Annotated in this window: 23 protein-coding genes; 11 read left to right on the top strand and 12 right to left on the bottom strand. The window is 68.8% G+C overall.

Annotated elements, in window-relative coordinates; genetic code table 11:
- Positions 1-42 precede the first annotated feature (42 nt).
- Complete coding sequence (locus NDI86_RS11885; protein WP_310900638.1) at positions 43-1,869, top strand: pentapeptide repeat-containing protein; 1,827 nt, start codon at positions 43-45, stop codon at positions 1,867-1,869.
- A 282-nt stretch (positions 1,870-2,151) separates the two neighbouring features.
- On the opposite strand, the gene thsA is transcribed toward NDI86_RS11885, so the two are convergent.
- From thsA to NDI86_RS11855, 6 genes are all read right to left on the bottom strand, one after another.
- Positions 2,152-3,831, bottom strand: a complete 1,680-nt coding sequence (gene thsA, locus NDI86_RS11880) for a thermosome subunit alpha (protein ID WP_310900675.1) — start codon at positions 3,829-3,831, stop codon at positions 2,152-2,154.
- 143 nt (positions 3,832-3,974) lie between these two features.
- Entirely contained in the window at positions 3,975-4,970 is a 996-nt protein-coding gene (locus tag NDI86_RS11875) for an AAA family ATPase (protein WP_310900674.1), read from the bottom strand.
- Between the two features lie 186 nt (positions 4,971-5,156).
- Positions 5,157-5,705, bottom strand: coding sequence for a KH domain-containing protein (locus NDI86_RS11870; RefSeq protein ID WP_310900637.1), 549 nt, complete (start codon positions 5,703-5,705; stop codon positions 5,157-5,159).
- Between the two features lie 492 nt (positions 5,706-6,197).
- Positions 6,198-7,670, bottom strand: a complete 1,473-nt coding sequence (locus NDI86_RS11865; RefSeq protein ID WP_310900636.1) for an MATE family efflux transporter — start codon at positions 7,668-7,670, stop codon at positions 6,198-6,200.
- A gap of 44 nt (positions 7,671-7,714) precedes the next feature.
- The gene (locus tag NDI86_RS11860; RefSeq protein WP_310900635.1) at positions 7,715-7,960 is read right to left on the bottom strand and encodes a ferredoxin; all 246 of its coding nucleotides are present in this window, start codon (positions 7,958-7,960) and stop codon (positions 7,715-7,717) included.
- A gap of 71 nt (positions 7,961-8,031) precedes the next feature.
- Positions 8,032-9,267: a response regulator gene (locus NDI86_RS11855; RefSeq protein WP_310900634.1), complete on the bottom strand. Its 1,236-nt coding sequence runs from the start codon at positions 9,265-9,267 to the stop codon at positions 8,032-8,034.
- 86 nt (positions 9,268-9,353) lie between these two features.
- On the opposite strand from NDI86_RS11855, the gene NDI86_RS11850 reads away from it, so the two are divergent.
- The 4 genes from NDI86_RS11850 (at position 9,354) to NDI86_RS11835 (ending at position 14,656) form a co-directional block, all read left to right on the top strand.
- Positions 9,354-11,762, top strand: a complete 2,409-nt coding sequence (locus tag NDI86_RS11850; protein ID WP_310900633.1) for an ATP-dependent DNA helicase — start codon at positions 9,354-9,356, stop codon at positions 11,760-11,762.
- A complete protein-coding gene (gene cgi121 / locus NDI86_RS11845) occupies positions 11,762-12,259 on the top strand; it encodes a KEOPS complex subunit Cgi121 (RefSeq protein WP_310900632.1) in 498 nt (165 codons plus the stop codon). Before NDI86_RS11850 ends, cgi121 begins: the two co-directional genes overlap by 1 nt.
- 120 nt (positions 12,260-12,379) lie before the next feature.
- Entirely contained in the window at positions 12,380-13,675 is a 1,296-nt protein-coding gene (locus tag NDI86_RS11840) for an oxidoreductase (protein WP_310900631.1), read from the top strand.
- A gap of 126 nt (positions 13,676-13,801) precedes the next feature.
- A complete protein-coding gene (locus tag NDI86_RS11835; protein WP_310900630.1) occupies positions 13,802-14,656 on the top strand; it encodes an alpha/beta fold hydrolase in 855 nt (284 codons plus the stop codon).
- A 6-nt stretch (positions 14,657-14,662) separates the two neighbouring features.
- Here the strand turns inward: NDI86_RS11835 and NDI86_RS11830 are convergent, their stop codons facing one another.
- Positions 14,663-15,211, bottom strand: coding sequence for a MaoC family dehydratase (locus NDI86_RS11830; RefSeq protein ID WP_310900673.1), 549 nt, complete (start codon positions 15,209-15,211; stop codon positions 14,663-14,665).
- Between the two features lie 299 nt (positions 15,212-15,510).
- On the opposite strand from NDI86_RS11830, the gene NDI86_RS11825 reads away from it, so the two are divergent.
- The 5 genes from NDI86_RS11825 to NDI86_RS11805 are packed head-to-tail and all read left to right on the top strand — an operon-like array spanning position 15,511 to position 18,906.
- A complete protein-coding gene (locus NDI86_RS11825; RefSeq protein ID WP_310900629.1) occupies positions 15,511-15,807 on the top strand; it encodes an AbrB/MazE/SpoVT family DNA-binding domain-containing protein in 297 nt (98 codons plus the stop codon).
- A gap of 5 nt (positions 15,808-15,812) precedes the next feature.
- Complete coding sequence (locus tag NDI86_RS11820; protein WP_310900628.1) at positions 15,813-16,364, top strand: hypothetical protein; 552 nt, start codon at positions 15,813-15,815, stop codon at positions 16,362-16,364.
- A gap of 45 nt (positions 16,365-16,409) precedes the next feature.
- The gene (locus NDI86_RS11815; RefSeq protein ID WP_310900627.1) at positions 16,410-16,952 is read left to right on the top strand and encodes a poly(R)-hydroxyalkanoic acid synthase subunit PhaE; all 543 of its coding nucleotides are present in this window, start codon (positions 16,410-16,412) and stop codon (positions 16,950-16,952) included.
- Position 16,953: 1 nt separating this feature from the next.
- Positions 16,954-18,423 (top strand): class III poly(R)-hydroxyalkanoic acid synthase subunit PhaC, encoded by a 1,470-nt coding sequence (gene phaC / locus NDI86_RS11810; RefSeq protein ID WP_310900626.1) that lies wholly within the window; start codon positions 16,954-16,956, stop codon positions 18,421-18,423.
- A 39-nt stretch (positions 18,424-18,462) separates the two neighbouring features.
- Complete coding sequence (locus NDI86_RS11805) at positions 18,463-18,906, top strand: TIGR00725 family protein (protein WP_310900625.1); 444 nt, start codon at positions 18,463-18,465, stop codon at positions 18,904-18,906.
- A gap of 27 nt (positions 18,907-18,933) precedes the next feature.
- Here the strand turns inward: NDI86_RS11805 and NDI86_RS11800 are convergent, their stop codons facing one another.
- The 3 genes from NDI86_RS11800 to NDI86_RS11790 form a co-directional block, all read right to left on the bottom strand.
- Entirely contained in the window at positions 18,934-19,161 is a 228-nt protein-coding gene (locus NDI86_RS11800; protein ID WP_310900624.1) for a hypothetical protein, read from the bottom strand.
- Positions 19,161-20,681, bottom strand: a complete 1,521-nt coding sequence (locus NDI86_RS11795; RefSeq protein ID WP_310900623.1) for a glutamate-cysteine ligase family protein — start codon at positions 20,679-20,681, stop codon at positions 19,161-19,163. Before NDI86_RS11795 ends, NDI86_RS11800 begins: the two co-directional genes overlap by 1 nt.
- A 192-nt stretch (positions 20,682-20,873) precedes the next feature.
- On the bottom strand, positions 20,874-21,368 hold the full coding sequence (locus NDI86_RS11790) for a DUF7858 family protein (protein ID WP_310900622.1): 495 nt from the start codon (positions 21,366-21,368) through the stop codon (positions 20,874-20,876).
- Positions 21,369-21,538: 170 nt separating this feature from the next.
- On the opposite strand from NDI86_RS11790, the gene NDI86_RS11785 reads away from it, so the two are divergent.
- Positions 21,539-22,399, top strand: coding sequence for a transcription initiation factor IIB (locus tag NDI86_RS11785; RefSeq protein WP_310900621.1), 861 nt, complete (start codon positions 21,539-21,541; stop codon positions 22,397-22,399).
- Here the strand turns inward: NDI86_RS11785 and NDI86_RS11780 are convergent.
- Both NDI86_RS11780 and NDI86_RS11775 read right to left on the bottom strand, forming a co-directional pair.
- Positions 22,378-23,043, bottom strand: coding sequence for a MinD/ParA family ATP-binding protein (locus NDI86_RS11780; RefSeq protein WP_310900620.1), 666 nt, complete (start codon positions 23,041-23,043; stop codon positions 22,378-22,380). The genes NDI86_RS11785 and NDI86_RS11780 overlap by 22 nt on opposite strands.
- Positions 23,040-23,816: a DUF7857 domain-containing protein gene (locus tag NDI86_RS11775; protein WP_310900619.1), complete on the bottom strand. Its 777-nt coding sequence runs from the start codon at positions 23,814-23,816 to the stop codon at positions 23,040-23,042. The genes NDI86_RS11780 and NDI86_RS11775 overlap by 4 nt, the downstream gene beginning before the upstream one ends.
- Positions 23,817-23,845 lie beyond the last annotated feature (29 nt).

Raw genomic sequence — 23,845 nt, 5'->3', positions numbered from 1 at the left:
GAGCGCCGGGAATTTGAAGCCGACCGGTCGTGAATCCGACATATGGTCGAGCGGTGTGGCTACCAGTGGCCGGCGGACTGCCCGCGGGTCGAGCGAGCGAGCGACGAGCCGGTTCAGGCCTCGTGTTGCGCTCGCCCGGTCGCCGACGGGGAGACCGGGCGCTGTCGGCTCCACGGGACCGGGCGGACCGTCGACGCGGTGCGGTCGGTCGAGTGGACGCCGCCCCGCGGCCGGCGCGGGCCGTTCGTCGAACTGCTCGACGGGGCCGCGCTGGTCGAGTGTACCCTGACCGATGCGTCCCTCGCCGGCGTCGCGCTCCGGGGGGCCGACCTCCGCGGGGCGAATCTGTCCGGCGCCGACCTCCGGGGCGCCTCGCTCCGGGAGGCCGACCTCCGCGGGGCGACCCTCGACGGCGCGGCCCTCACCGACGCCACGCTCCGTGACGCCGACCTGCGGGGCGCGAGCCTGGAGGGCGCGGAGCTCACCGACGCGAACCTGCGGGCGACTGACCTGCGCGATGCGAACCTCCGGCGGGCGACCATGCCCGACGTGAAGCTCTATCGGGCCGACATGCGCACGGCCTACCTCGGCCGGGCGGACCTGACCGGCGCGAACGTCGAGAGCGCCGACCTGACGAACGCCTACCTGGGTCGGGCGGACCTCACCGGAGCGGTACTCGGCCGGGCGGACCTGACGCGGGCGAGCCTGCAGGGCGCCGACCTCACCGACGCGTCCGTCGGCCGGGCGACGCTGCGGCGGACGACGCTGTACAAGGCCGTGCTGGCCGACGCGTATCTCGGTCGGACGGACATGCGCGGCGCGAACTGCAACAGCGCCGACCTCTCCGGCGCGAACCTCGCACAGGTCGACCTCAACGGGGCGAATCTGCGGGACGCGAACTGCGTCGGCGTGACGCTTGGCCGGGCGGACGTTCGCGACGCCAACCTCCGCAACGCCGACCTGACCGCGGCGAACCTGCGGGAGGCGAGCCTCGACGGGAGCGGGCTGGCGGACGCGACCCTGACCGAGGCCAGCTGCAGGGACGCGACCCTCGTCGGCGTCGGTCTCGAGGGGGCGACGCTGCACCGCGCGTCGTTCCGGAACGCCGCCATGGGCGACGCCAGCCTCGAAGGCACCCACGGCGCCGGACTCACACTCAGAGAAGCGGACCTGGCCGGCGCGACGCTCTCCGACGCCGACCTCCCCGCGGTGGACTGTCGCGGGACCGACCTCACTGGCGTGGACTGTCGCGGGGCGCGACTGGGCGGGGGCGACCTCCGCGACAGCGTGCTGGCCGACATCACCGTGAGCCAGGGGACCCGCTGTGGCGCACAGACGAGCGCCGAAGCGGCGGCCGCCGACGCCGAAGCGTGGGACGCCATCGCCCGGGCGTACAACGACCTGAAAGGGGCCTACAGCGAGGCCGGTCTCGTGGGGAAGGCCCGCCGCCAGCACGTCCTCGAACGCCGCGCCCGCGGCTTCGAGGCCCGCGCGAACGGGTCGGTGACCGGCTACGTCCAGTTTCGCGATGGGGTGCCGACGGTGTCACCCGACAGGGGAAACGTCGGGGCCTACGGCGCCTATCTCGGCTCGTGGGTCTCCCGCGTCACGACCGGCTTCGGCGTCCGTCCGCTGCGCCTGACCGCCTGGATGTTCGTCCTCTTTGCCGTCGCCGCGGTGGCCTACGAACTGGACCCCGGCATCGCCGACCCGGTCTTCTACAGCGTCGTGACCTTCACCACCGCGCCGCCGCCCGACAGCGAGCCCACGCTTCCGCTCGTCGGCGCCATCGCGCTAATAGAGACCTTCGGCGGAACCTTGCTCATCGTGTTGCTGGGCTATATTCTGGGCAATCGGGAGCGGTTCTGAGGAACTGTCGGCACTGAACGGTTCGAAACGGCAAAGAGAGAAATCAGTTAGCGAGCGGTGCAGACTGCGGTAGGGCGCATGTCCGCGGCCGAAGGCCGCGGTTCAACCGCAGGGAGCGGACCGCCGCGCGCCGGAGGCGCGCGAAGGGAGCACCCCGCGATTTTTCCCCACGTTCGTCAGAGCGAAGCTCTGACGCAGCCCATCAGAAATCGAAGATTTCTGAGGACGTTTTTGCACGACCGAGGGCGGCGAAGCCGCCCGAGGGAGTTGCAAAAAGTGGTCTTACATCATGCCGCCCATGCCGCCGCCCATGCCGCCCATGCCGCCGCCGGGCATGCCGCCAGCGCCGCCGGGCCCGCCGGGCCCGCCTTCCTCGTCGTCGTCGTCGCCGGAGCCACCCTTGAGGTCGCCCGCGGCGATGACGTCGTCGATGCGCAGAATCATCACGGCCGCCTCGGTGGCGGACTCGATGGCCTGGGTCTTGACGCGGAGCGGCTCGACGACGCCGTCCTCCTCCATGTCGACGACCTCGCCGGTGTAGGCGTCGAGGCCGCTCGTCACGTCGCCGCCGTCGTGCTTGGAGCGCAGGTCGACCAGCGAGTCGATGGGGTCGTGACCCGCGTTCTCGGCCAGCGTGCGCGGGATGACGTCGATGGCGTCGGCGAAGGCCTCGACGGCGAGCTGTTCGCGCCCGCCGACGGAGTCGGCGTAGTCACGCAGGCCCAGCGCGAGCTGGGTCTCGGGGGCACCGCCGCCGGGGAGGACCTTGCCGTCCTCCAGCGTGGCGGCGACGACGCCGAGCGAGTCCTCGATGGCGCGCTCGACCTCGTCGACGACGTGTTCGGTGCCGCCGCGGAGAATCATCGTGACGGCCTTGGCGTCCTCGACGTCCTCGACGAAGATGCGCTCGTCGCCGGCGATGTCCTTCTGAGCTACGGAGCCGGCGAAGCCGAGGTCGTCGGCCTCGATGTCGTTGATGTTCGAGACGATGCGGGCGCCCGTCGAGCGCGAGAGCGCCTCGATGTCGGACTTCTTGGCGCGGCGCACTGCCAGGATACCCTCCTGAGCGAGGTAGTGCTGGGCCATGTCGTCGATGCCCTTCTGGCAGATGACAACGTCCGCGCCGGTCTCGGCGATCTGGTCGACGTACTCCTTGAGCTGGGCCTCTTCCTGGTCGAGGAACTCCTGGAGCTGGTCGGGGTCCGTGACCGAGACCTCGGTGTCGAGTTCGGTCTCGGGGACCTCGATAGCCGTATCCAGCAGGGCGATGTCGGCGTCCTCGACGGCGAAGGGCATGTTGTCGTGGACGCGCTCCTTGTCGATGATGACGCCCTCGACGAGTTCGGACTCGTCGGTGGCGCCGCCGACGACGGTCTCTATCTGGACGTTGTCGGTGTCGACGCCGTCCTCGTCGGCGACGGACTGGATGGCGCGGACGACGAGTTCGGCCAGCACGTCCTTCGAGGACTCGGCGCCCTTGCCGGTCATCGCCGTGCCGGCGACCTTCTCCAGGGTCTCGGTGTCCTCGGCGTCGACGTCGATGGCGTTCTCCTCGAGGATTTCCTTCGCCTTCTCGGCGGCCTGGCGGTACCCCTGTGCCAGGATGGTGGCGTGGATGTCCTGGTCGAGCAGTTCCTCGGCCTTCGACAGCAGTTCACCCGCGATGACGACGGCCGTCGTCGTGCCGTCCCCGACCTCGTCCTCCTGGGTCTGGGCGACTTCGACGATCATGTTGGCCGCCGGGTGCTCGATGTCCATCTCGTCGAGGATGGTGACGCCGTCGTTCGTGACGACGACCGACCCCGAGTTGTCGACGAGCATCTTGTCCATGCCCTTCGGACCCAGTGTGGTCCGAACGGCCTCGGCGACAGCCGTGCCCGCCGTGATGTTCATCGACTGGGCGTCCTTCCCAGAGGTGCGCTGGGACTCCTCCGAGAGTACGATCATGGGCTGGTTGCCCATCTGCTGTTGAGCCATAGTCACACGATGATTGAAAGTGATTCTATATAAAGATTGTGGTGAGGGCTGAGGGACCGCTACACTGCGGCGCCACTGGACGGTGTGATATTGGTTAACGCACCCACTTTATATATCCCCTGGAGCGGTCAGTAGCCCATCCCGAAGCGGCGGTGGCGCAACTCCGGCGTTATCTTGATACGGTCGATATCCTGGCCGGTCCGGTACCAGACGAAGGCGGCGCGGGTGAACAGTTCGCGACACTCGATGCGGACCTCGCGGGGGTTACCCTCGGTGCGTTCGTGGATGTCCTCGATAGCTTCACGGGTAAAGAGGTCCGGCGCCTGCCCGGTGTAGGGTTCGTCGCGGAAATAGGCCAGCGAGCGGGCGACGTACTCGGCGATGTCGTCGGGCGAGAAGGGGTCGATGTACTCGTAGTAGCGAAGCCGGGAGTCGAGCGTGCCCCGAATCTCGGCGACGCGGCGTTTCCCTTCCGGAGTCCCGGTGAGAAAGAGGCGGACGCCCGCGTCCCCGGCGACCTGCAGCGGCGAGAGCAGGTCGGCGGTGAGCACCTCTATCTCGTCGACGACCAGCAGCAGGGTCTTGCCGTCCTCGCGCACGCGCCCGACGACCTCGTGGACGGCGTTTTTCACCTCCGCCGTCGCCCACGGGACGCCGTTGCGGACCTGAGAGTACCGACCGAGGTCGATCGAGTACCCGCCCGCGTAGGCGGCCTCCAGAATCGTCCGGAACAGCGAGCGGGCCGTCGACTCGCGGGGGTTGTCCAGGTGCGTGACGACGAAGTCGTCGTGTTTCGAGAGGTCCCGCAGGACGATTTCGCGGAAGGCGGACTTGCCCGTCCCGTAAGGACTCACGAGGCCGATGTGCTGGTCCTGCAACAGCCAGGAGGTGACCTGGTTCAGCATCTCCGTGTCGTGGCGGACGTAGAGCGGTTCGGGCATGTGGTCGAGCCCCGCCTCCTCGGTGAAGGGGAGGTCGGTCACGTCCTCGGGGTCGCCGCCCAGCCCCTCGCCGAAGGCCAGTAGGCGGCTCTCGACCTCCGCTAGCTGGTCGAGCAGAACGCCCTCGTCCGTCGTCGCCGAGCGCTCCGCCTCCTCGGCACGGAGCTGTTCCAGTCGGTCCATCACCTCGGTGACGGTCTGTCCGCTCTCCGTCTCGGTGGTCCCGCCCTGGCCGTCGGTGTCCTCTGACACGGTCGTCTGCCGGAGTGTTTGACCGCTCGGAGGGTTATATGTTACGGGCGGGTCGTGAAAAAACGCGAGCCGGACGCTGAACTGTCAGTTCGCCGGCCGAACCGGTTCGGGGCCGTCTCACCCCGTGAACTGGTGGTACTCCAGGCCCTTGTGTTTCATCTCGTTGTGCTTGCGTTCGAGGAACGAGTAGACCGAGCCGTGTGGCGCGCCGTCGAGCAGCATCTCGACGGCCTCGCGGACCGCGTCGACCTGTTCCGGGCCCCCGATGACCGACAGCGTCGACCCGTAGATGACGACCGCGGCGCCGGTCAGTTCCTGCATCAACTCGCGGGTCCGGCCGCCCTCGCCGATGAGCCGCCCCTTCTGGCGGCGGAGGTCGTTCTTGTTCCGCGAGGCCGCCTCGATGTCTATCATCTCGAACATCATCATGTCGTCGTCCAGCAGCGCCAGGGCGTCCTCGGGCGTGAACCCGCGGCCGATGGCCTTCACGATGTCCGGCCCCTTCAGCCCCGTGACGGGGTCGCCGACGGTGTCGACCTTGACGGTGCCGTCCTCCGAGTCGATATCGAGACGCACCTCCGCACGCGACTCTATCTCGCGCATGGTCTCACCGCCCTCGCCGATGAGTACGCCAATCCGGTCCTGCGGAATCTTCACGTGTTTCATAATATGGTTCGGGGTACGGGGTTCTGCCTGTTTAAGACTTCGGCGCTAGCATCTGCTGTGGGTGGGAGTGTCTGTGTGGGTGTGGTGGGTGTCTGAGTCGTCAAGAGACGCGCTCTGGGCTGGATTCAGAACAGCCAGAAAGCCCCGCTAGCAGAGTCTGTAAGCGACATCGACAACAGCCAGAAAGCCCCGGCCAGTTGCACTCCCGCGCCTCGCTGCGCTCCTCGTCACTCACTCCGTTCGTTCCTGTGGTGCTTGCGTCGTCGGGGTTCGTGCAACTGGCCGCCCCTTTCAGTCCCGCCCGGTCGGCTGTTCCACGGGGCGGGACTGAAAGGGGCCGGACGCTCAGGGAGCGAGACGCGGTAAGCACCGCAGGGAGCAACGCGACCGAGGAGCACAGCGAGTCGCAGCCCCTGAGCGTCCGGGGGCTTTCTGGCTGTTCTGAACCGCAGTCAGGACGGTAGCTGTGGGAGATAAAAGACCCGCCCAGCATCAGTCATCACTCACACCCACCGCAGACCTCCTCGCCACGTCCCGCCACTTGCCGGTCCAGAACCGACCGGTGTTTACCGCCGCTTTCAGGTAGTAATCCCCGACCAGCGCGGCGAAGATGGCCGGCAGCCCCAGTCCGAGGCCGGGCGCGAGCGGGAGTCCCGCGACGTGAACGGTGAAGCCGGCGGGCAGAGCGAGCAGGGCGACGGGGAGCCGGAAGCAGTAGCCGCCGAGTATCGTCCCGTAGAGGGGCCAGCGGGTGTCGCCAGCGCCCCGGAGGCTGCCCCGCATCGTCCGGGAGACGGAGAAGCCGGCGACGATGAGGCCGAACACGCGGATGAACTGGGCGGCGAGGGCGGGGTAGGCGGTGCCAAAGAGGGCGACGATAGGGCGGGCGAAGACGACGATGACGGCGGCGACGGCGAGCTGGACGGCCAGCGCCACTCTGAGAGTCTGCCAGCCGTAGTCGCTCGCGGCGTCCTCGTCGCCCGAACCGAGATGCTGGCCGACGAGCGTCGAGGCGGCCGTCGAGTACCCCCAGGCGGGCATCAGGGCGAACAGCATCACGCGCCGGCCGATGGCGTAGGCCGCCAGCGTCGGCGTCCCGAGCACGCCCAGGATAAAGAGGAACGGAAAGCGCGCGAACGTCTGGAGCAGGCGCATCCCCGAAAGCGGCAGCGCGACCCGGACTATCTCCCGCAGCAGAGAGAGGTCGACCTGCGGGCCGGCCAGCGGGAGGCGGACGGCGTAGCGTCCCGACGCGAGCAGGCCCACGAAGATGGCCGCCGCGAGCGTGTTGGCGATGGCAGTGCCCCACGCCGCGCCGGCGATGCCCAGTTTCGGGAACGGCCCGGGGCCGAAGATGAGGGCGGCGTTGAGCGCGACGTTCGTCGGGAGCGTGAGCAGGCGGACGTACATGGGCGTGCGGGTGTCCGCGCTGCCGGCGAGCGCCCGCGAGGCGACCATGCTCCAGAACCGTGGCGCCATCGACAGCATCACGATGGAGAGGTAGGTCGCGCCGTAGTCGACGGTCGTCGGGTCCGAGGAGAGGACGCCGACGAGCGCCTCGGGGTAGAACCAGGAGGCGGCGGTCAGCGGGAGCGAGATGAGAAGCGCCAGCCACAGCGACTGCTTGACCGCGAGGTCCGCCCGCGCGGGCCGGTCGCTCCCCTGGAGTCGAGAGACGACGCTGATGGTGCCCGACGAGATCGCGAGCGAGAGCCCGAAGCCGACGAAGTAGTACTGAAAGCCCAGTTCGAGCCCCGCGATAGCGGCGTCGCCCAGCGCGATGCCGACCATCAGGAAGTCCGCGAGCCGAAGCAGGATTCGCAGCCCGCCCGAGACCATCACCGGCGCGGCAAGGTCCGTCGCCTCCGTGGCCTTGTGCCGGTCGACGAGGCCGGCGCGGGCGAGCAGCGCCGGGACGGCGCGGACGAGCCGAGAGAGCAGTGAGCCGAGCAGACGGCGGGCCATCTACGCGAACTGGGGGCGACAGCCACCAATGACTTTCGACTCGGTCAGGGAATCAACTGCTCGCCGTCGTCGTCGTAGACGGCGATGGCGTCGACCGGACAGACCCGCGCGGCGAACTTCGCGTCGAACTCGGCCTCGGCCGGCACCTCCCTGACGAAGACGTCCTCGTCGGTCTCCTCCCCGTCGACGAGGACGGCCTTGCCGGCGTCCTCGTCCCGTTCGAACCCGTCCCACTCCGCGACACATTGGAACATCCCGATGCAGGTGTCCCGGTCGTATTCGATTCGCATACCCGGATTTCGGCGGTGACGGACAAAGGCGTTCGGGGTCGAGCGCGTCGTTCACGCCGGCGGAGACGGGCTCAGTCGTCGAGACGGTCGAACGCCGCCACGACGGCGCGGCCGAGAATCTCCAGGGCGTCGCGGTCGGCCGACGCAAACCCCTCGCGCGACCCGACCCACAGCAACCCGTCGTCGTCGAGCGGAAACAGGAACACCGACGCGACCCCGTCCACGAGGCGGTCCTCGCGGGCGGCGTAGGAGTCGACGAGCCGGGGGGTGCCGGCCCGGTAGGCGGCCATCTCGACGCTGTCGTCCGGGAGCCCCCGGGCGTCGGGCGGAAAGCCTACCCCGTCGGCCCCAGCCACGGCGAGTTCGAGCAACGCGCCTTCCACGGCCTCGAAGACGCCGACCGTCGGGGCTTCGAGCAGCGTGACGACGGCGTCGACGGCGGTTTCGCCGACGGCGGTCCGGGCGTCCGCCGCGGCCAGGTCGTCCAGCGCGCCGTTGAGCGCGCCGAGCTGGCGCTCGCGGCGGCGCTGGTCGGTGAGGTCACGAACCACGACCTGGACCGCCCGCTGGCCGTCGTAGACGACCGGGGTCCCCCGGCTCTCGACCTCGCGTATCTCACCGTCGTCCCGCAGGAGCCGCCAGGCTATCCAGTCCGACTCCTCGCGGTCGTCGAGCACCAGCCGCATCCGCTCGCGGACGGCGTCGCGGTCGTCGGGATGGACGTACGACATCGCCGCCGTCCCGTGGGCCTGTGACTGGGCCTCGAAGCCGAACATCCGGACCATAGTGTCGTTGACGTAGACGATAGTCTCGCCGTAGTGGACGAGGATGGCGTGGGGCGAGGCGTCGACGAGGGTGCGGTAGCGACCCTCTGACTCCTCGCGGGCCCGCTCGGAGCGCCGCCGGGCGACGGCGTTCTCGATGCGGTTTGCCAGCACGTCGTACTGCTCGCTGGTCGTGCGCTTCTGGAGGTAGTCGGTGACGCCGGCGGAGATGGCCTCGCTGGCTATCTCCTCGCTGCCCTTGCCCGTATAGAGGATAAAGGGGAGCGACGGCTCGCGTTCCGTGACCGCCCGCAGCAGTTCCAGACCGTCCATCCCGGGCATCTCGTAGTCGCTGACGACGCAGTCGACGGCCGTCGCTTCGAGGCGGTCGAGCGCCGTCGGGCCGTCGGGGGCCAGGACCACCTCGAAGCTGTCGCGCCGGTTCTCCAGATGCAGCCCGGTCACCTCCGCGAGGTCGGGCTGGTCGTCGACGAGGAGGACGCGAATCGTCCGGTCGGCACCGTCGTCGACGGGGGTCTCCATACATCCGCGAGGCCAAGCAAGCATAAAAGCGATTCGGGCAACCGATGACGAGAGTTTAAATCACCGCGGGACCCAACCACGGACCAATGGACGTTGCGGACCTGCCGGGTGTGCCCGACTGGCTCCCCGACCACCTACGCGCCGACGGCATCGAACAGCTGTACCCGCCACAGGCCGAGGCCGTCGAGGCGGGGGTGACCGAGGGGCAAAACATCGTCGCCGCCATCCCCACGGCGAGCGGCAAGACGCTCGTCGCCGAACTGGCGATGCTGTCGGCCGTCGCCCGCGGCGGCAAGGCCCTCTACATCGTCCCCCTCAGAGCGCTGGCCAGCGAGAAGCAAGCGGAGTTCGAGCAGTTCGAGCAGTACGGGCTCTCGGTGGGCGTCTCGACGGGCAACTACGAGTCGGACGGGGGCTGGCTCGGCGACAAGGACATCGTCGTCGCCACCAGCGAGAAGGTCGATTCCCTCGTGCGCAACGACGCGCCGTGGCTGGAGGACCTGACCTGCGTCGTCAGCGACGAAGTGCATCTGGTCGACGACGGCCAGCGTGGGCCCACGCTCGAAGTGACGCTCGCCAAACTCCGTCGGCTGAACCCGGACCTCCAGACGGTCGCACTCTCCGCGACCATCGGCAACGCCGGCGAACTCGCCGGCTGGCTCGACGCCGAACTCGTCGACTCGGACTGGCGCCCCATCGAGCTCCAGAAGGGCGTCCACTACGGGCAGGCCCTGCACCTGGAAGACGGGAGCCAGCACCGGCTCTCGGTGCAGAACAGCGAGAAGCCCACGGCCGCCATCGTCCGGGACACGCTGCAGGACGACACCGACGAGGACGGAAACGTCGAGGAGGGCGGGTCGACGCTCGTGTTCGTCAACTCCCGGCGCAACGCCGAGGCCGCCGCGGGCCGGCTGGCGAGTACGGTCCGGCCCCACCTCAGCGCCGACGAGAAGGCCCAGTTAGAGGGCATCGCCGCCGAAATCCGCGACGTGAGCGACACGGAGACCAGCGACGACCTGGCCGACGCCGTAAAAGACGGCGCCGCCTTCCACCACGCTGGGCTGGCCCGGGGCCACCGGGAACTCGTCGAGCAGGCGTTCCAGGACCGGCTGGTGAAGGTCGTCTGTGCGACGCCGACGCTCGCGGCGGGGGTCAACACGCCCTCCCGGCGCGTCGTCGTCCGGGACTGGCGCCGCTACGACGGGTCGGCGGGCGGGATGGCGCCCCTCTCCGTACTCGAAGTACACCAGATGATGGGACGGGCCGGCCGACCCGGACTGGACCCGTACGGGGAAGCCGTCCTCGTCGCGAGCAGCCACGACGAACTCGACGAACTGTTCGAGCGGTACGTCTGGGCCGACCCCGAGCCCGTGCGCTCGAAACTCGCCGCCGAACCGGCGCTGCGGACCCACATCCTCGCCACGGTCGCCTCGGGCTTTGCCCGCTCCCGGTCGGGCCTGCTGGAGTTCCTCGAACAGACCTTGTATGCCAGCCAGACCGACGAGAGCGGCCGCCTCGAACGTGTGGTCGACGACGTGTTGACGTATCTGGAGCGCAACGGCTTCCTCGAAGTCGACGCCGGTGAGCTGGACGCGACTTCGCTCGGACACACGGTCTCGCGGCTGTATCTCGACCCGATGAGCGCCGCGGAAATCGTCGACGGGCTGGAGTACTGGGCGCGCCATGCGGGCAAGGAGACCGCGAGCGACGAACCGGACGAGGCAGCCGCCGACGGCTTCACCACCGCGAGCGAACTCGCCGAAGAGCGCGAGGAGAACGACGCCGTCGACCCCGACGACATCTCCGCGCTCGGTCTCTATCATCTGGTATCTCGCACGCCGGACATGTACCAGCTCTACCTGCGCTCGGGCGACCGCGAGGAGTACGAGATGGCGCTGTACGAGCGGGAGGACGAACTGCTCGGGCCCACGCCCTCGGAGTTCGAGGACGAGCGTTTCGAGGACTGGCTCTCCGCGCTCAAGACCGCCCGCCTGCTCGAAGACTGGGCCAGCGAGGTCGACGAGGAGACTATCACGGAGCGGTACGGCGTCGGACCGGGGGACATCCGCGGGAAGGTCGAGACGGCCCAGTGGCTGCTGGGGGCCGCCGAGTCCCTGGCCGGCGAGGTCGATTCCGACGCCGCCCGCGCAATCAGCAAGGCCCGCATCCGCGTCGAACACGGCGTGCGGGCGGAACTGGTCGACCTCGCCGGGGTCCGGGGCGTCGGTCGCAAGCGCGCCCGACGGCTGTTCGAGGCCGGTATCGCCGACCGCGCACAACTGCGCGACGCCGCCAAACCGGTCGTGCTGGCCGCCCTGCGGGGTCGTCGGAAGACCGCCGAGAACGTCCTCGAGAACGCCGGCCACCGGAACCCCTCGATGGAGGGCGTCGAGCCCGACCCCGACGTCGAGGTGAGCGAGGAATCGCCCCGTGACGGCGAGGAGGACGACGCGGCCGAATCCGAAGAGGACCAGTCCAGCCTGGGGGACTTCTGATGGAGGTCGTCGAAGGCCACGCCGATATCGACGACGTGGGCGCGTTCGTGGCCGAACTCGACGCCGTCGGTGACGCCCACGGCGTTACGATACAGGCGTTCGACGCCCGCTACGTCGTCGACCGCGCGCACCTGGCACGGGCCGTCGAACTGGCCGCCCGCACCCGCGAGCGCGGCGACACCATCGCCGACGACTTCGGCGTCGAGATACTGCTGTACGCCGCCGGCCGCCGCCAGATAAACCGCGCCCTGGAGATGGGCGTCAGCGAGGGGGACTGTCCGGTCGTCGCAGTGGTAGTGGCAGAGAGCGACGACGACGCGGAACGGGCGGCCGACGACCTGCGGAACCTGCTCACGCCGGCCGAGACGCTGGGCGGCTACGACGCCGAGCGCGTCCGGGACTTCTTCGACGTGGGCGACACCGAACTCGCCGCGACCGAGGGGACGCTGGCTGACGCCGTCCGAGAACGGGTAGCGCTGCTGGTCGTCGAGAAGTAGCGAGTATCGGCGACGGGGTCGAGAAGTAGCGAGTATCGGCGACGGGACTTTGAATCACACGCGCGAAGGTAGACGTATGCGCGGACAGCGCGGCGACCGAACGCAGCGACTCGCGGAGCCGTGACGGAACTCACCGACTCGCTGGAAATCGGCGGCTGCGAGCTTCCGAACCGCCTCTACCGCGCGCCGGTGCTGGAGTGTGCCGGCAACGGCGAGGGCGCTGTCGACACGCTCGTCTCCGAACTCGAACCCAGCGCGGCCTCTGGCGTCGGCCTCGTCTTCCAGGGCGCGAGCATCGTCACGCCCGAGGGTGGCTGTGCCGCACCGAACATGACGCGGGTCCACGACCCCGACTTCGTCGCCCGACTCGAACGGCTCACCGACGCGATTCATACACACGAAGGTAAAATATTCCTCCAGCTCGCACACGGCGGGCTGCGGAGCATGGCGACGTGGCACGCGGCGTACCGGGAACGCAACGCCGAGGAGCGACAACTGGCCGTCTCGCGACCGCCGTGGCAGCTCCGGGCGCTGGACCGTCTGGGGCTGCTTTCGCTTGCCCCAGATATACTATCCACGAAGGAAACATACGAACTGGCGGCGCAGTTCGGCCGCTGTGCGGGCCACGCCGTCGACGCCGGCTACGACGGTATCCACCTCTCGGCGGCGAACATGAGTCTGATTCAGCAGTTCCTCTCGCCCTTCTACAACCGGCGGGACGACGAGTTCGCCGACGGCGTCCGCTTCCTGGAGGCGATTCACGACGCCGTCCGCGACCACGCGGGCGATATCCCGCTGGTGACGAAGGTGCCGGCGGAGACCGTCGCACCGAGTTTCGTTCGAAGGCACATCTCGATGGCCGAAGCCGTCGAGACGGCAGAGCGACTGACCGCAATCGGGTACGACGCCCTCGTTCCCGTCGAGGTCTCGACGTTCTGGGACATGAGCATCGTCCGCGGCGCGTATCCCGAGCGGGCGTGGGAAGCGAGCGAGTTACGGGCCGACTACGCGGCGGCGTTTGGCGGACGCTTCCGGGCGCGAGCGGTGGCGTTCCTGAATCGGTTGCAGGCCCGCCGCTTCGACCGCGAGCCGGGGTGGAACGCCGAGTTCTGCCGACGGGTCCGCGAGCGGGTCGACGTGCCGGTGCTGCTGGAAGGGGGGCTACGGACGCGAGCCGACTGCGACCGGTATCTGGGCGCCGACGGAACCACGCCGGCGGCCGACGCAGTGGGGATGGCCCGGCCGTTCTACGCCGAACCGCGACTGGGCACCAGACTGCTCGCCGGGGAGGACGCCCTGTGTGAGAGCTGTAACAACTGCACTGTTCCGCAGGTGGCCGGGGAACCGGGGCGGTGTCGGACGCCGTCGGTAGTTCGGGAGAAGGGGCGACTCGAGCGAGACGGTGCCTACGAGTGAAATAGGTGGCGGGGACGCCCTCGTGGCTCCGCCGTCGGTGCATCGAGCGGCGGCCGACGAGCGACTGTGTGTCGTGGTAATCAGTGTTGAGAAAGCCTCATCCGGCGCGGGGCCCGAGTGGGGACAATGAGCACCGACATCACGTCAGAGCGCGTCGAACTGACCGTCGACGGCGACGACGTGGACCTCCACTACCGGACCGGCGGCAGCGGGCCGCCGCTGGTCTTCCTGCACGGTATCGGACTGGACGCCGCGACGGTCTCCTGGCGCCACGCGCTGCCAGCGCTGGCCGACGAGCGGACCGTCTACGCGCCGGACCTGCCGGGCCACGGTGAGAGCGACAAACCGAACCGCGCGTACACGACGTCGTACTATCTGGCGACCGTCGAGGCGTTTCTGGACGCCATAGACGTCGACGAGCCCGCGATGGCGGGGCTGTCGATGGGCGGGGCGCTGGCGCTGGGCCACGCCTTAGACGGCGGCAGCGTCGAGCGGCTGGTGCTGGTCAACAGCTACGGGCTGGGCGGGGACGCCTACTGGCGGACGGCCGCAAGCAGCGTCCTCCAGACCCCGGTACTCGGGAACCTGCTCTGGCACGGCGTGAGCACGTCGAAGCCGGCCATCAGGACGGGACTGCGGAGCATGGGCGCGACCGAGCCGCCACAGGCGCTTGTCGAGGACGTGGACAGCGTGGTCGACCGCCGGACCGTGCGGGCGATGCGGCGCTGGCAGCGCAGCGAGTTCGGCCGGACCGGGTTCCGGACGAACTACGCCGACCGGCTGGAGGAACTCTCCGTGCCGACGCTGGTGATTCACGGCGACGAGGACCCGCTGTTGCCGCCGTCGTGGTCGCGGAAGGCGGCCGCGACGCTGCCGGAGAGCGAGTTGAAACTGGTGAAAAATTGCGGCCACAACCCGCCACGGGAGTGTCCGGAACGGTTCAACAGCGCGGTGCGGTCGTTCTGTGCGACGGGGGAGTGAGCCCGGCTAGCTGTCTTCGGGCAGGTCGTCGATGAGGACGACGGCCTCGCCGTCGATGACGACCGTGTCGTCTTCCTTGACCCGCGTGGTGAGGCGGTACTGCTCGTCGCCCAGGTCCTCGACGATCTCGCACTCGGCGGTGAGGCGGTCGCCGATGCGGACGGGGTTGTGGAACTCCAGGTCCTGGGAGAGGTAGATTGTCAGTCCGGGCAGGCGCGCGAGTGCGGCGCTGATGAGGCTCCCGACGAGGGTGCCGTGGGCGATACGGCCGCGGAAACGGGTCTCCTCGGCGAACTCCTCGTCGAGGTGGAGCGGGTTGGTGTCGCCGCTGGCGGCGGCGAACTGCTTGACGTCGTTCTCGGAGATGGTCTTGGTGAACTCGATGCGGTCGCCGACACCCATCTCGCCGGGGTGGTCCTCCGAAATCGTCACGTGCCACTCGGGGAGGTCCTCGTCGGGCTCGATGCGCTCGGCCGGCTTCGGGAGTTCGTCGTCGGCGTTGACGCCGAACGCCGCAAACGCCGCCCGGTTGGCCGCGACGACGCTGTTGAACATGTGAGAAGATGTCTCGGTCCACGTGTCGAGCAGTGGGTTCCGCAATGATTCAGAACTCATTGATAAATCGTGTTTAGGGGTCGGGCTATTAAACTTTGGTGTTAAATTTCACTCTACGGGCAGGAGACGGCGTCTATCGCCCGTCAACGGCAATATCGATTTCAGTTCACGCGTGCAGCGAGAGCGAGCGGAGCGTTCGACGCCGCTCCGGGAGCTAAACCATTCAGAACCATTCAATGGTAACAGATGGTATGAGACGGAAAGTTTTAAGTCGCTGAACGGAGAAGTACCAGGTACCGATGGCCGACGAGGACGACTCGATGATGTGGCCCCCGATGTTCCGGGGAATGCAGCAGGCGAGCGAGAGCGCGATGGAGCAGCAACAGCAGCTGATGAAGCAACTGTTCGCCAGCGGCGGCATGCCGAGCTTCGATATGAATCAGCTGGGTGCGATGAGCCAGATGGCGACGTTCAAGACGCGTGTCCAGAGCGGCGGCCGAATCAGCATCCCCGACGCGGAGCGCGAGGCGCTCGGCATCGAGGAAGGTGACATCGTCCAGACAGTCGTCCTCCCGGTCAGCAATAACCAAGAGTGATACCAATGGTAGACTACACCACCCCCGTCACGACCGCCTTCGAGATGCAGCGTGCGACCATCGAACAGAGCCAGAAGGCCCTGGAGCAGTCCATCAGCTTCCAGCAGAACGTCAACGAGGCGCTCATCGACAGCCTCGACACCCAGGAGTCGGCCCAGCGCCGCTCCGTCGAGCTGACGAAGACGGCCTTCCACAGCTACCTCGACGCCGTCGAGGCGACCGTCCCCGGCATGGCCGGCACCATCGACGAGGTCCGCGCCACCGTCGACGAGCAGTACGACTTCCTGCTCGAGAACCACGCCGAGGTCTTCGACAGCGTCGAGAGCGAGATGCTCGAGGGCGTCGAGGCCTACGACGAGATGACCGAGGACTACGTCGCCGCCGTCGACGAGCAGGTCTCGATGCTCGTCGAGGCCCACGAGGAACTGGAGTCCCAGTCCGTCGAGGTCGCCGAGCAGTTCGGTGACCAGCTCGAAGAGGTCCAGGAGCAGGTCGAGGAGATTCAGTCCCAGGTCGAGGAAGTGCAGGCTCAGGCCGCCGACGCCGTCGAGGCGTAACCCGAACCAGCCGTTTTTTGTGCGCAACAGGACGATAGTACACCAATGAGCGATACAAACCAGATGCAAGACGAGTGGACGGAGATGGTCGAGGAGATGAACGCGGCGGTCGCCGACTCCATGGAGCAGAACATGAAGGCACAGGCGACGTTCGTGGAGTCGTGGGCCGACGCGGTCGAGGACTCCATCCCCAAAGAGGAGGAACTCAGCGAGGGGTTCCAGGGGTACAACCGGGCCTACGAGGAGTGGGTCGACGCGGCCGAACAGATGATAGCGCGCTCGACCGACGCCGCCCAGGGCGAGGACGTCGACCCCGCGGAGTTCCGCGACATCTGGCTCAAGTCGGCCAACGAGGCGTTCAAGCACGTGATGGGCACGTCCGCCTTCGCCGCGGCGAACGGCCAGCTCGTCGAGTCGATGATGGAGATGCAACAGGACGCCCAGGAGATGAACCAGGACGCCATCGCCCAGATGGGCTTCCCGACCCGCGGGGACATGGACGAGGTCGCCGAGCGACTCGTCGAACTGGAGCGGCGCCAGCACGCCGTCGAGGAGAAGCTCGACAGAATCATCGAGCAACTCGAATAACATGGCAAGCAACTACAGCCCCTTCGCGGCCGCACTCGACTGGCAGCGCAAGTCCCTAGAGGCGATGACCGACGCCGCCGACACGGCCCAGATAGCCGACGAGCGCGTCGAGCTGATGGAGTCCGTCGAGGTGGGCCAGACGCCCTCTGAGGTCGTCTACGAGGAGAACAAGCTCGAACTGCTCCACTACGACGCCGAGGCCGCCGGTATCGAGGTCGACGAAGAGGACAAGGAGTCGGTTCCCATCCTCATCGTCTACGCGCTCATCAACCGGCCGTACATCCTGGACCTCCAGGAGGAGCGCTCCGTGGTCCGCCGCCTGCTCGAAGGCGGCCACGACGTCTACCTCATCGACTGGAACGAGCCCTCGCGGCTCGACCAGCACCTCACGCTGGACGACTACGTCAACCGCTACATCGACAACTGCGTCGACGTGGTCCGCGAGCGCTCCGGCGAGGACGCCATCAACCTGCTTGGCTACTGTATGGGCGGGACGATGTCGGTGATGTACAGCGCGCTGCACAGGGAGAAGGTCAACACCCTCGGTCTGATGGCCGCCGGCCTCTGTTTCGACCAGACGGGCGGCGTCCTCGAAGAGTGGGGCGCGGGCGAGTACTACGAGCCAAGCGAGGTGACCGACACGTTCGGTAACGTCCCCGCCGAGATGCTCGACGTGGGCTTTGCGCTGATGGACCCCGTCGAGAACTACGTCTCGAAGTACATCCGCTTCGCCGAGAACATCGAGAACGAGTCGTTCGTCGAGAACTTCGGCCGGATGGAGAAGTGGCTCGGCGACGGCATCGACGTCGCCGGCGAGACGTACGTCCAGTTCCTCGAGGATATCTACCAGGAGAACAAGCTCTACAAGAACGAGCTCGAAATCGGCGGCAAGCACGTCGACATCGACAACATCGACATGCCCGTCCTCCAGCTGATGGGCGAGTACGACCACCTCGTCCCGGCGGCGGCCTCCAAGCCGTTCAACGAGGTCATCCCGAGCGACGACACGACCATCATGGAGTTCTCCACCGGTCACATCGGCCTCTCGGTCTCCTCCTCGACGCACGCCGAGCTGTGGCCCGACGTGGCCGAGTGGTACAGCGAGCGCAACGACAGCGAGGTCGACATCGAGGTCGAGTCCCCCGAGGACGAGGCCCGGGCCGCGGTCGACGAGGTCGCGGAAGCGGCCAGCGAGGCCGTCGACGCGGACGCCGAGTCGGACAGCGAGGCCGCCGCGGCGTCGGAAGCGACGACCGAAGACGACGCCGACGACGCTGTCGCCGCCGAGGAGGGCGGAGAGCTTAGCGCGGACGTCGACACCGTCTCCGGTATCGGGCCGACCTACGCCGACCGGCTCCACGACGCCGGCATCCAGACGGTCGCAGACCTACAGGCGTACGACCCGGCCGAACTGGCCGAGATAACGAACGCCTCCCCCTCGCAGGCCCAGGACTGGCTCGACCAGGTCTGAGCAGGGGTTCTTTTTGCCCCGTGAGCCGATAGCCGGGGCATGCGTGTTGCCGTTATCGGCGGTTCCAGTGCGACGGACCAGGAGTACGAACAGGCGCGCCAAGTGGGCGAACTCCTCGGTGAGCGCGGCCACGAGGTCGTCTGTGGCGGCTTCGGTGGCGTGATGGAAGCGGTCTGTGCGGGCGCCCGCGAGGCGGACGGCCACACCATCGGCATCCTGCCCAACGAGGACCGAGGGAGCGCCAACGACTACGTCCAGACGGTCATCGGGACGGGGATGGGCAACGCCCGCAACGTCCTCGTCGTGCTGAACGGCGACGCCGTTATCGCCGTCGATGGCAGTACTGGAACACTCTCGGAACTCGGTCACGCGCTCGATATCGACCGGCCGGTAGCCGGCATCGGAACACATTCCCTCGAAGGAATAGAACACGTCGAGACGGCCGAGCAGGCGGTCGACTACGTCGAGTCGGCCGTCCAGTAGCGGTCGGCGGACTGCGACGACGTGGACTCAGCCGTCGAGTAGTCGGCGCACGACTGCAGCGACGGCCAGAAACCCCAGGCCGACGAGTCGGACCCGCCCGTTCGCCCCCGGTTTCGGCTCGAACTCCACCCGCAGGAACCACCGGTAGGCGAACTCGCCCGAGCGAAGCAGGCGACCGGGAACGGCGAGGTGGACGAGGCCGACGAGCGCGGCCCCGACCCAGAGCAGTCGCGGCGAGACGTCGATTCGGACCACTATTCGAGCCAGTCGAGGAAGGTGCCGTCGAGCAGCGTCGCCTCCTGCTGGCGGATGTAGGCGTTCTGCATCCCCCAGATGGCCTCGGCCAGCGGGACGTTCTCCTCGACGCGCTTGCGGACGTAGTCGTGTTTCCAGCGGGCCGGCGTCGTCCGGCGGTCGACGCGCTCGCGCAGCGGGCGGAGATACTCGTGGGCGGCCTCGGCCGAGAGGCCCCGGCCCTCCAGCCCCTCGCGAGCGTGTTCGAACAGTTCGCCGTATATCTCGTCGGTCGCCGTCGTGGTCGCGCCGTCGGCCGTAATCCACTCCATCTCGGCCGCGAGCCCGTGCCGCGTGGCCGCGTAGAAGTTCTCCTTGGCCGTCTCCCAGTCGAGCGACTTGATGGGGTGTTCGAAGCGGACCAGGCTCTCCATCAGTCCGGCGACGAGCGCCTCGAAGGCGACGGCGTCGTCGACGGTCGGCTGGGCGGGCAGCGGGCGGAACTCGATGCGGGCGTTCGCCGCGGAGCGGGTGGGCCCCTCGAAGACCGGGCGGACCCACCGCCAGTACGAGCCGTGTTTGTGCCGGAAGTGGACGAAGTCGTCGTCGAAGCGAGTGCCCGACTGGAGTCGACGCGGGACGATAGTGTCGTCCTCGACGATGTCGTCGATGGCGTCCGCGACCGTCTCGAAGTCCGGCGGGAAACACACCTTCGCCGGCGTGGAATCGTCCGCCCGGGGGTTCAGGACGGACTCGAAGACGCCGACGCGGTTCTCCATGTGTGCGTCGGCGACGATATCCTCGTCGGGCGCGTCGTCGTAGAGGTCCGGCGGAAAAAAGGGCGAGTTGACCGAGAGCGCGAGCACCGGCGCGGCGATGCGCAGGGCGTAGCTGAAATACTCCGGGAGGTCGGGCGCGTGGGGAATCTGGTAGTGGGGCTGGATGGAGGTGATGAGCGACTCGGGCATGACGGTCTCGGCCGAAAGCGAGACGTGCGGGGCGTCGAGTTCGAACGCCGACGGGTAGTCGGTGTTGGCCATCGTGTGGTACCGCACCGCGTCGGTCATGTTCGTCCCGATGCGCACCCCGTCTTTCTCGACGCAGTCACAGAGGTAGTCCCGGGCCGTCTCGCCGTTGGGCGGCACCGTCCACATCCCATCGGAGACGAGGCGGATGCCCTCGCTCCGGACCCGCTGCTGGGCCGGTAGCAGCGACGCCTTCAACTCGTCGCGCTGGGCGGCCAGCCCGTGGGAGTTGAGCGGCTGTGGGCTGGTCTGCATCTCCGCGTTGTGGAGCCCCAGTTCCTTCTCGAAGCCGATGAGCTCCAGCAGCTGGCGTGGCACCCGGCGCAGAGCGTCGGTCCGGTCGTCGACGGCGTACAGCTCCAGTTCCATCCCCACGATGGCCTCCGTGTTGTCGAAGGTGCCCGAGCGAATCTCCTCTTTGAGCTCCGTGGCCTCCGCTCGCGCCCGCTCGTGGAACTCCTCGCCGTCCACGGCGAGGGCCCGACCCACCGCCGCCGCCAGTTCGGATGCCGACATACCCCTGGGTTCTCCGCGGGGGGTCAAAAGCGTGGTCCAGTAGATAGAGTTACAGAACCGGTGACGGTGACGGGCTGAAGGTGGCGCGAAACGGCTGTGTCCGGTGCCTCGGTCGCCGGTGGTGAGAACGTTACAGCGACTCGCCGACACCGCCGACCAGCGACGCAGCCGAGAGGGCGTTCACACGGAGATTCACAGCAGCTCGCCGACATCGCTGCGGGCCTCCCCCAGCGGGTCCGCGTCCTCAGTTTCCAGCGCGCCCTCGACGGCGTCGCGGGCCTCGGGCAGCGGCTCGGTGCTCTCGACGTAGGCCGCAAGCGCGAAGGTGCGCTCGCCGACACCGGTCAGTGCCATGGCGTCGCTGCGGGAGAGCCGGCCGTCGAGCCAGTCGGCGACGATGTCCCGTCCCTGCGGGCCGACCGGCGAGACCTGCTCGCCGAGCAGGTGCAACGTCTTCGCCGCCGTCACCGGCGGCACGTCGGCAATGTGGCCACAGTCGTCGACGGCCCGGCCGCCCGCGTAGGCGTCGACGACGGTCGCCGCCGCGTCCGGGTCACAGGGGAGCTCCTCGGCGAAGGGCGCCAACTGCTCGGCCAGCGAGTCGTCGGTGTCGTCGACGGCCGCCACGCCGCGCTCGCGCTGGCACTCTGTCACCTCGATGCCGGCAGCGATGTCGGCCAGGCCCATTGGTTCCGGATTCGCCGTCTTCGAATTTAAGTTTGGGGTTTGCGCGGTAGCGGCGTCGTCGGCAATGGTTTTCTACCTACCGGTAACCGGTAGGTGATTTCGTCCGAAAGCGGCCACAGAACGCTTCTCCCGCCGGTTTTTTAACCCCCCTGGCGGCCGTAGCTTCGAGTATGTCAACGACAACTGCCGGTTGCCCCGAGTGCGACGGCTCGCTGAAACAGGACGGCTGTGAAACGGTGTGTACCCACTGCGGGCTGGTCGTCGGCGAGGACAGCATCGACCGCGGGCCGGAGTGGCGCAGCTTCGAGGACGAGGAGACCGACAGCGCCCGGACCGGCGCACCGCTGACCCGCTCCCGACACGACCGCGGGCTCTCGACGGAAATCGGCCGGTCGACCCGGCTCAAGGGCCGCAAGCGACGACAGATGGCGCGGCTGCGCCGGCAACACCGCCGGGCGCAGGTCAGTTCCAAGCGCGAGCGCAACCAGGTGTACGCCTTCACGGAGATACGGCGTATCGTCGGCTCGCTCGGCCTCTCGGCGGCCATCCGCGACCGGGCGTGTGTGCTCTTCGAGTCGGCCCAGAACGAAGACCTGCTGCAGGGTCGCTCGCTGGAGGGCTTTGCCGCGGCGACCGTCTACGCGACCTGCCGGACCGAGGGCGTCGCCCGGACCGTCGAGGAGCTGTGTCGGGCCGCCCGCGCGGACCCGGCCGAACTCCGGGCGGCCTACGACGCCCTGAACCGCGATCTGGGTCTGCCGACCGGCCCAATCGACCCGCGGGAGTACGTCCCCCGCTTCGCGAGCGCGCTGGACCTCCCCGAGGAAATCCGGGGCCGGGCCGAGCAACTCGTCGCGGAGGCGCGCGAGCGCGGGCTCGTCGGCGGGCGCAATCCCGCGGGCGTCGCCGCGGCGTGTCTCTACACCGCCGCTCAGGAGCGAGACGGCGAGTTGACGCAGGCCGAGGCCGCCGAGGTGGCCGACGTGACGCCGGTGACGCTGCGGGCGACCTACACCGAACTACAGGCGTAGACGCCCGCCGCCAGCGACTCGAAGGCCGTCGCCGCCGCCGAGTCCGGCGCGGTCCGGTCGACGGGGCGGCCGTGGCGCTGGGCCGCCGCCAGCGCCTCGCTGTCGGGGACCGGGACGACCGGGGCTCCGAAGCGGTCGGCGACGGCCTCGGTCGCCGGGTCGGCGCCGGTCCGGTTGAGGACGACCCGGCAGAGCCCGGCGTCGAGTTCTCTGGCGAGTTCCCGCACCCGGAGCGCGTCGGCCAGCGCCGCCGTCGAGTCGGTCGTCACCAGCACCGCCGCGTCGGCGACGGCGAGTGGCAGCCCCACGTCGGCGCGCAGCCCGGCCGGCGAGTCCACCACCACCCAGCGGTGGGTTCGGTCGAGGGTTTCGAGCGTGTCGGTCAGCTCCGTCGGGTCGACGGCCCGGGCGCCGGCGAGGGTGCGCCCGCAGGGGAGCATCGTCACTGGCCCGTCCTCGCGGACGGCTTCCCCGGGCGTCGCTCGGCCCGCCAGCACGTCGTGGAGGTCCGGCCCGTGACCCGCGGGCAGGTCCGCCATGGCGAGGTCGCCGTCGACGACGACGCCGTCTAGCTGGGCCGCCAGGTTGTACGCGACCGTCGACTTGCCGACGCCGCCCTTGCCGCCGGTGACGGCCAGAATCATGCGAGCGTCGAGAGCGTCTCGACCGGTATCGTCGCCGCCGCCCGCCGGTCGGCGAGCCGGCGCGCCCGCCGAGCGAGGCGTCTGAGCTGGCGTTCGTCCCCGGCGGCCGAGAGCGTCCGCACCGCGGCCAGCCCCCCTGCCGCCCGGACCGCATCCGTGGCTTCGGGGACAGTCTCGGCTCCGGCGAGCGCCTCGGCGACGTCGGCCCGGCGTTCCATCTCCGCCAGCCACGGGCCGAGTTCCGGCGGGAGCCGCGTCTGGTCGGCCTCCGCGTCGGGCCCACGGGGCGCCGGCTCGGCGTCCGCACTCGACGGCGCGGGGCCGGACCCGCGCCCGTCTTCCGAGAGGGGCGACGCGGCGGCGGTGTCCGCCGTCGTCTGTGCGGGCGGGGACACCGCCGACTCAGCGGCCGGGACGGCGTCGCCGGGCGGCGACGGGTCACCCAGTTTGCGGACCACGTCGGCGGGGCGGTCGGTCCGCTCGCCGACCGGGTCGGCCTCCGGGACCGCGACGGCGTCGGCGAGTTCGGCGGGCGTCCCCTCGGGCCGGGCCGGCGTCGCGTAACCCAGGGCGTGCGAGCCGGGCGCGACGACGCCCGAGAAGCCGGTCGCCGTCCAGCCCGCTTCGGGCAACCCCTCGCTGCGCGGGGGCCACACCGGGCCGTCGAGGCAGTTCCGAACGGTCACTCGCGTCGGGACGTCGATGTCCCGCAGGCGGACGGTGACCAGCGTCACCCCGTCGTGGTGGCTGGCCGAGCAGTCGAACGTAACCATGCCGGGCGGTGGTCCCTCGCTCGGATTTA

The organism is Haloarcula onubensis, assembly GCF_031624605.1.
Lineage (GTDB): Archaea > Halobacteriota > Halobacteria > Halobacteriales > Haloarculaceae > Haloarcula > Haloarcula onubensis.
Note: the sequence above shows the minus strand (reverse complement) of the source record. Positions and strands in the feature narration are given on the sequence as shown.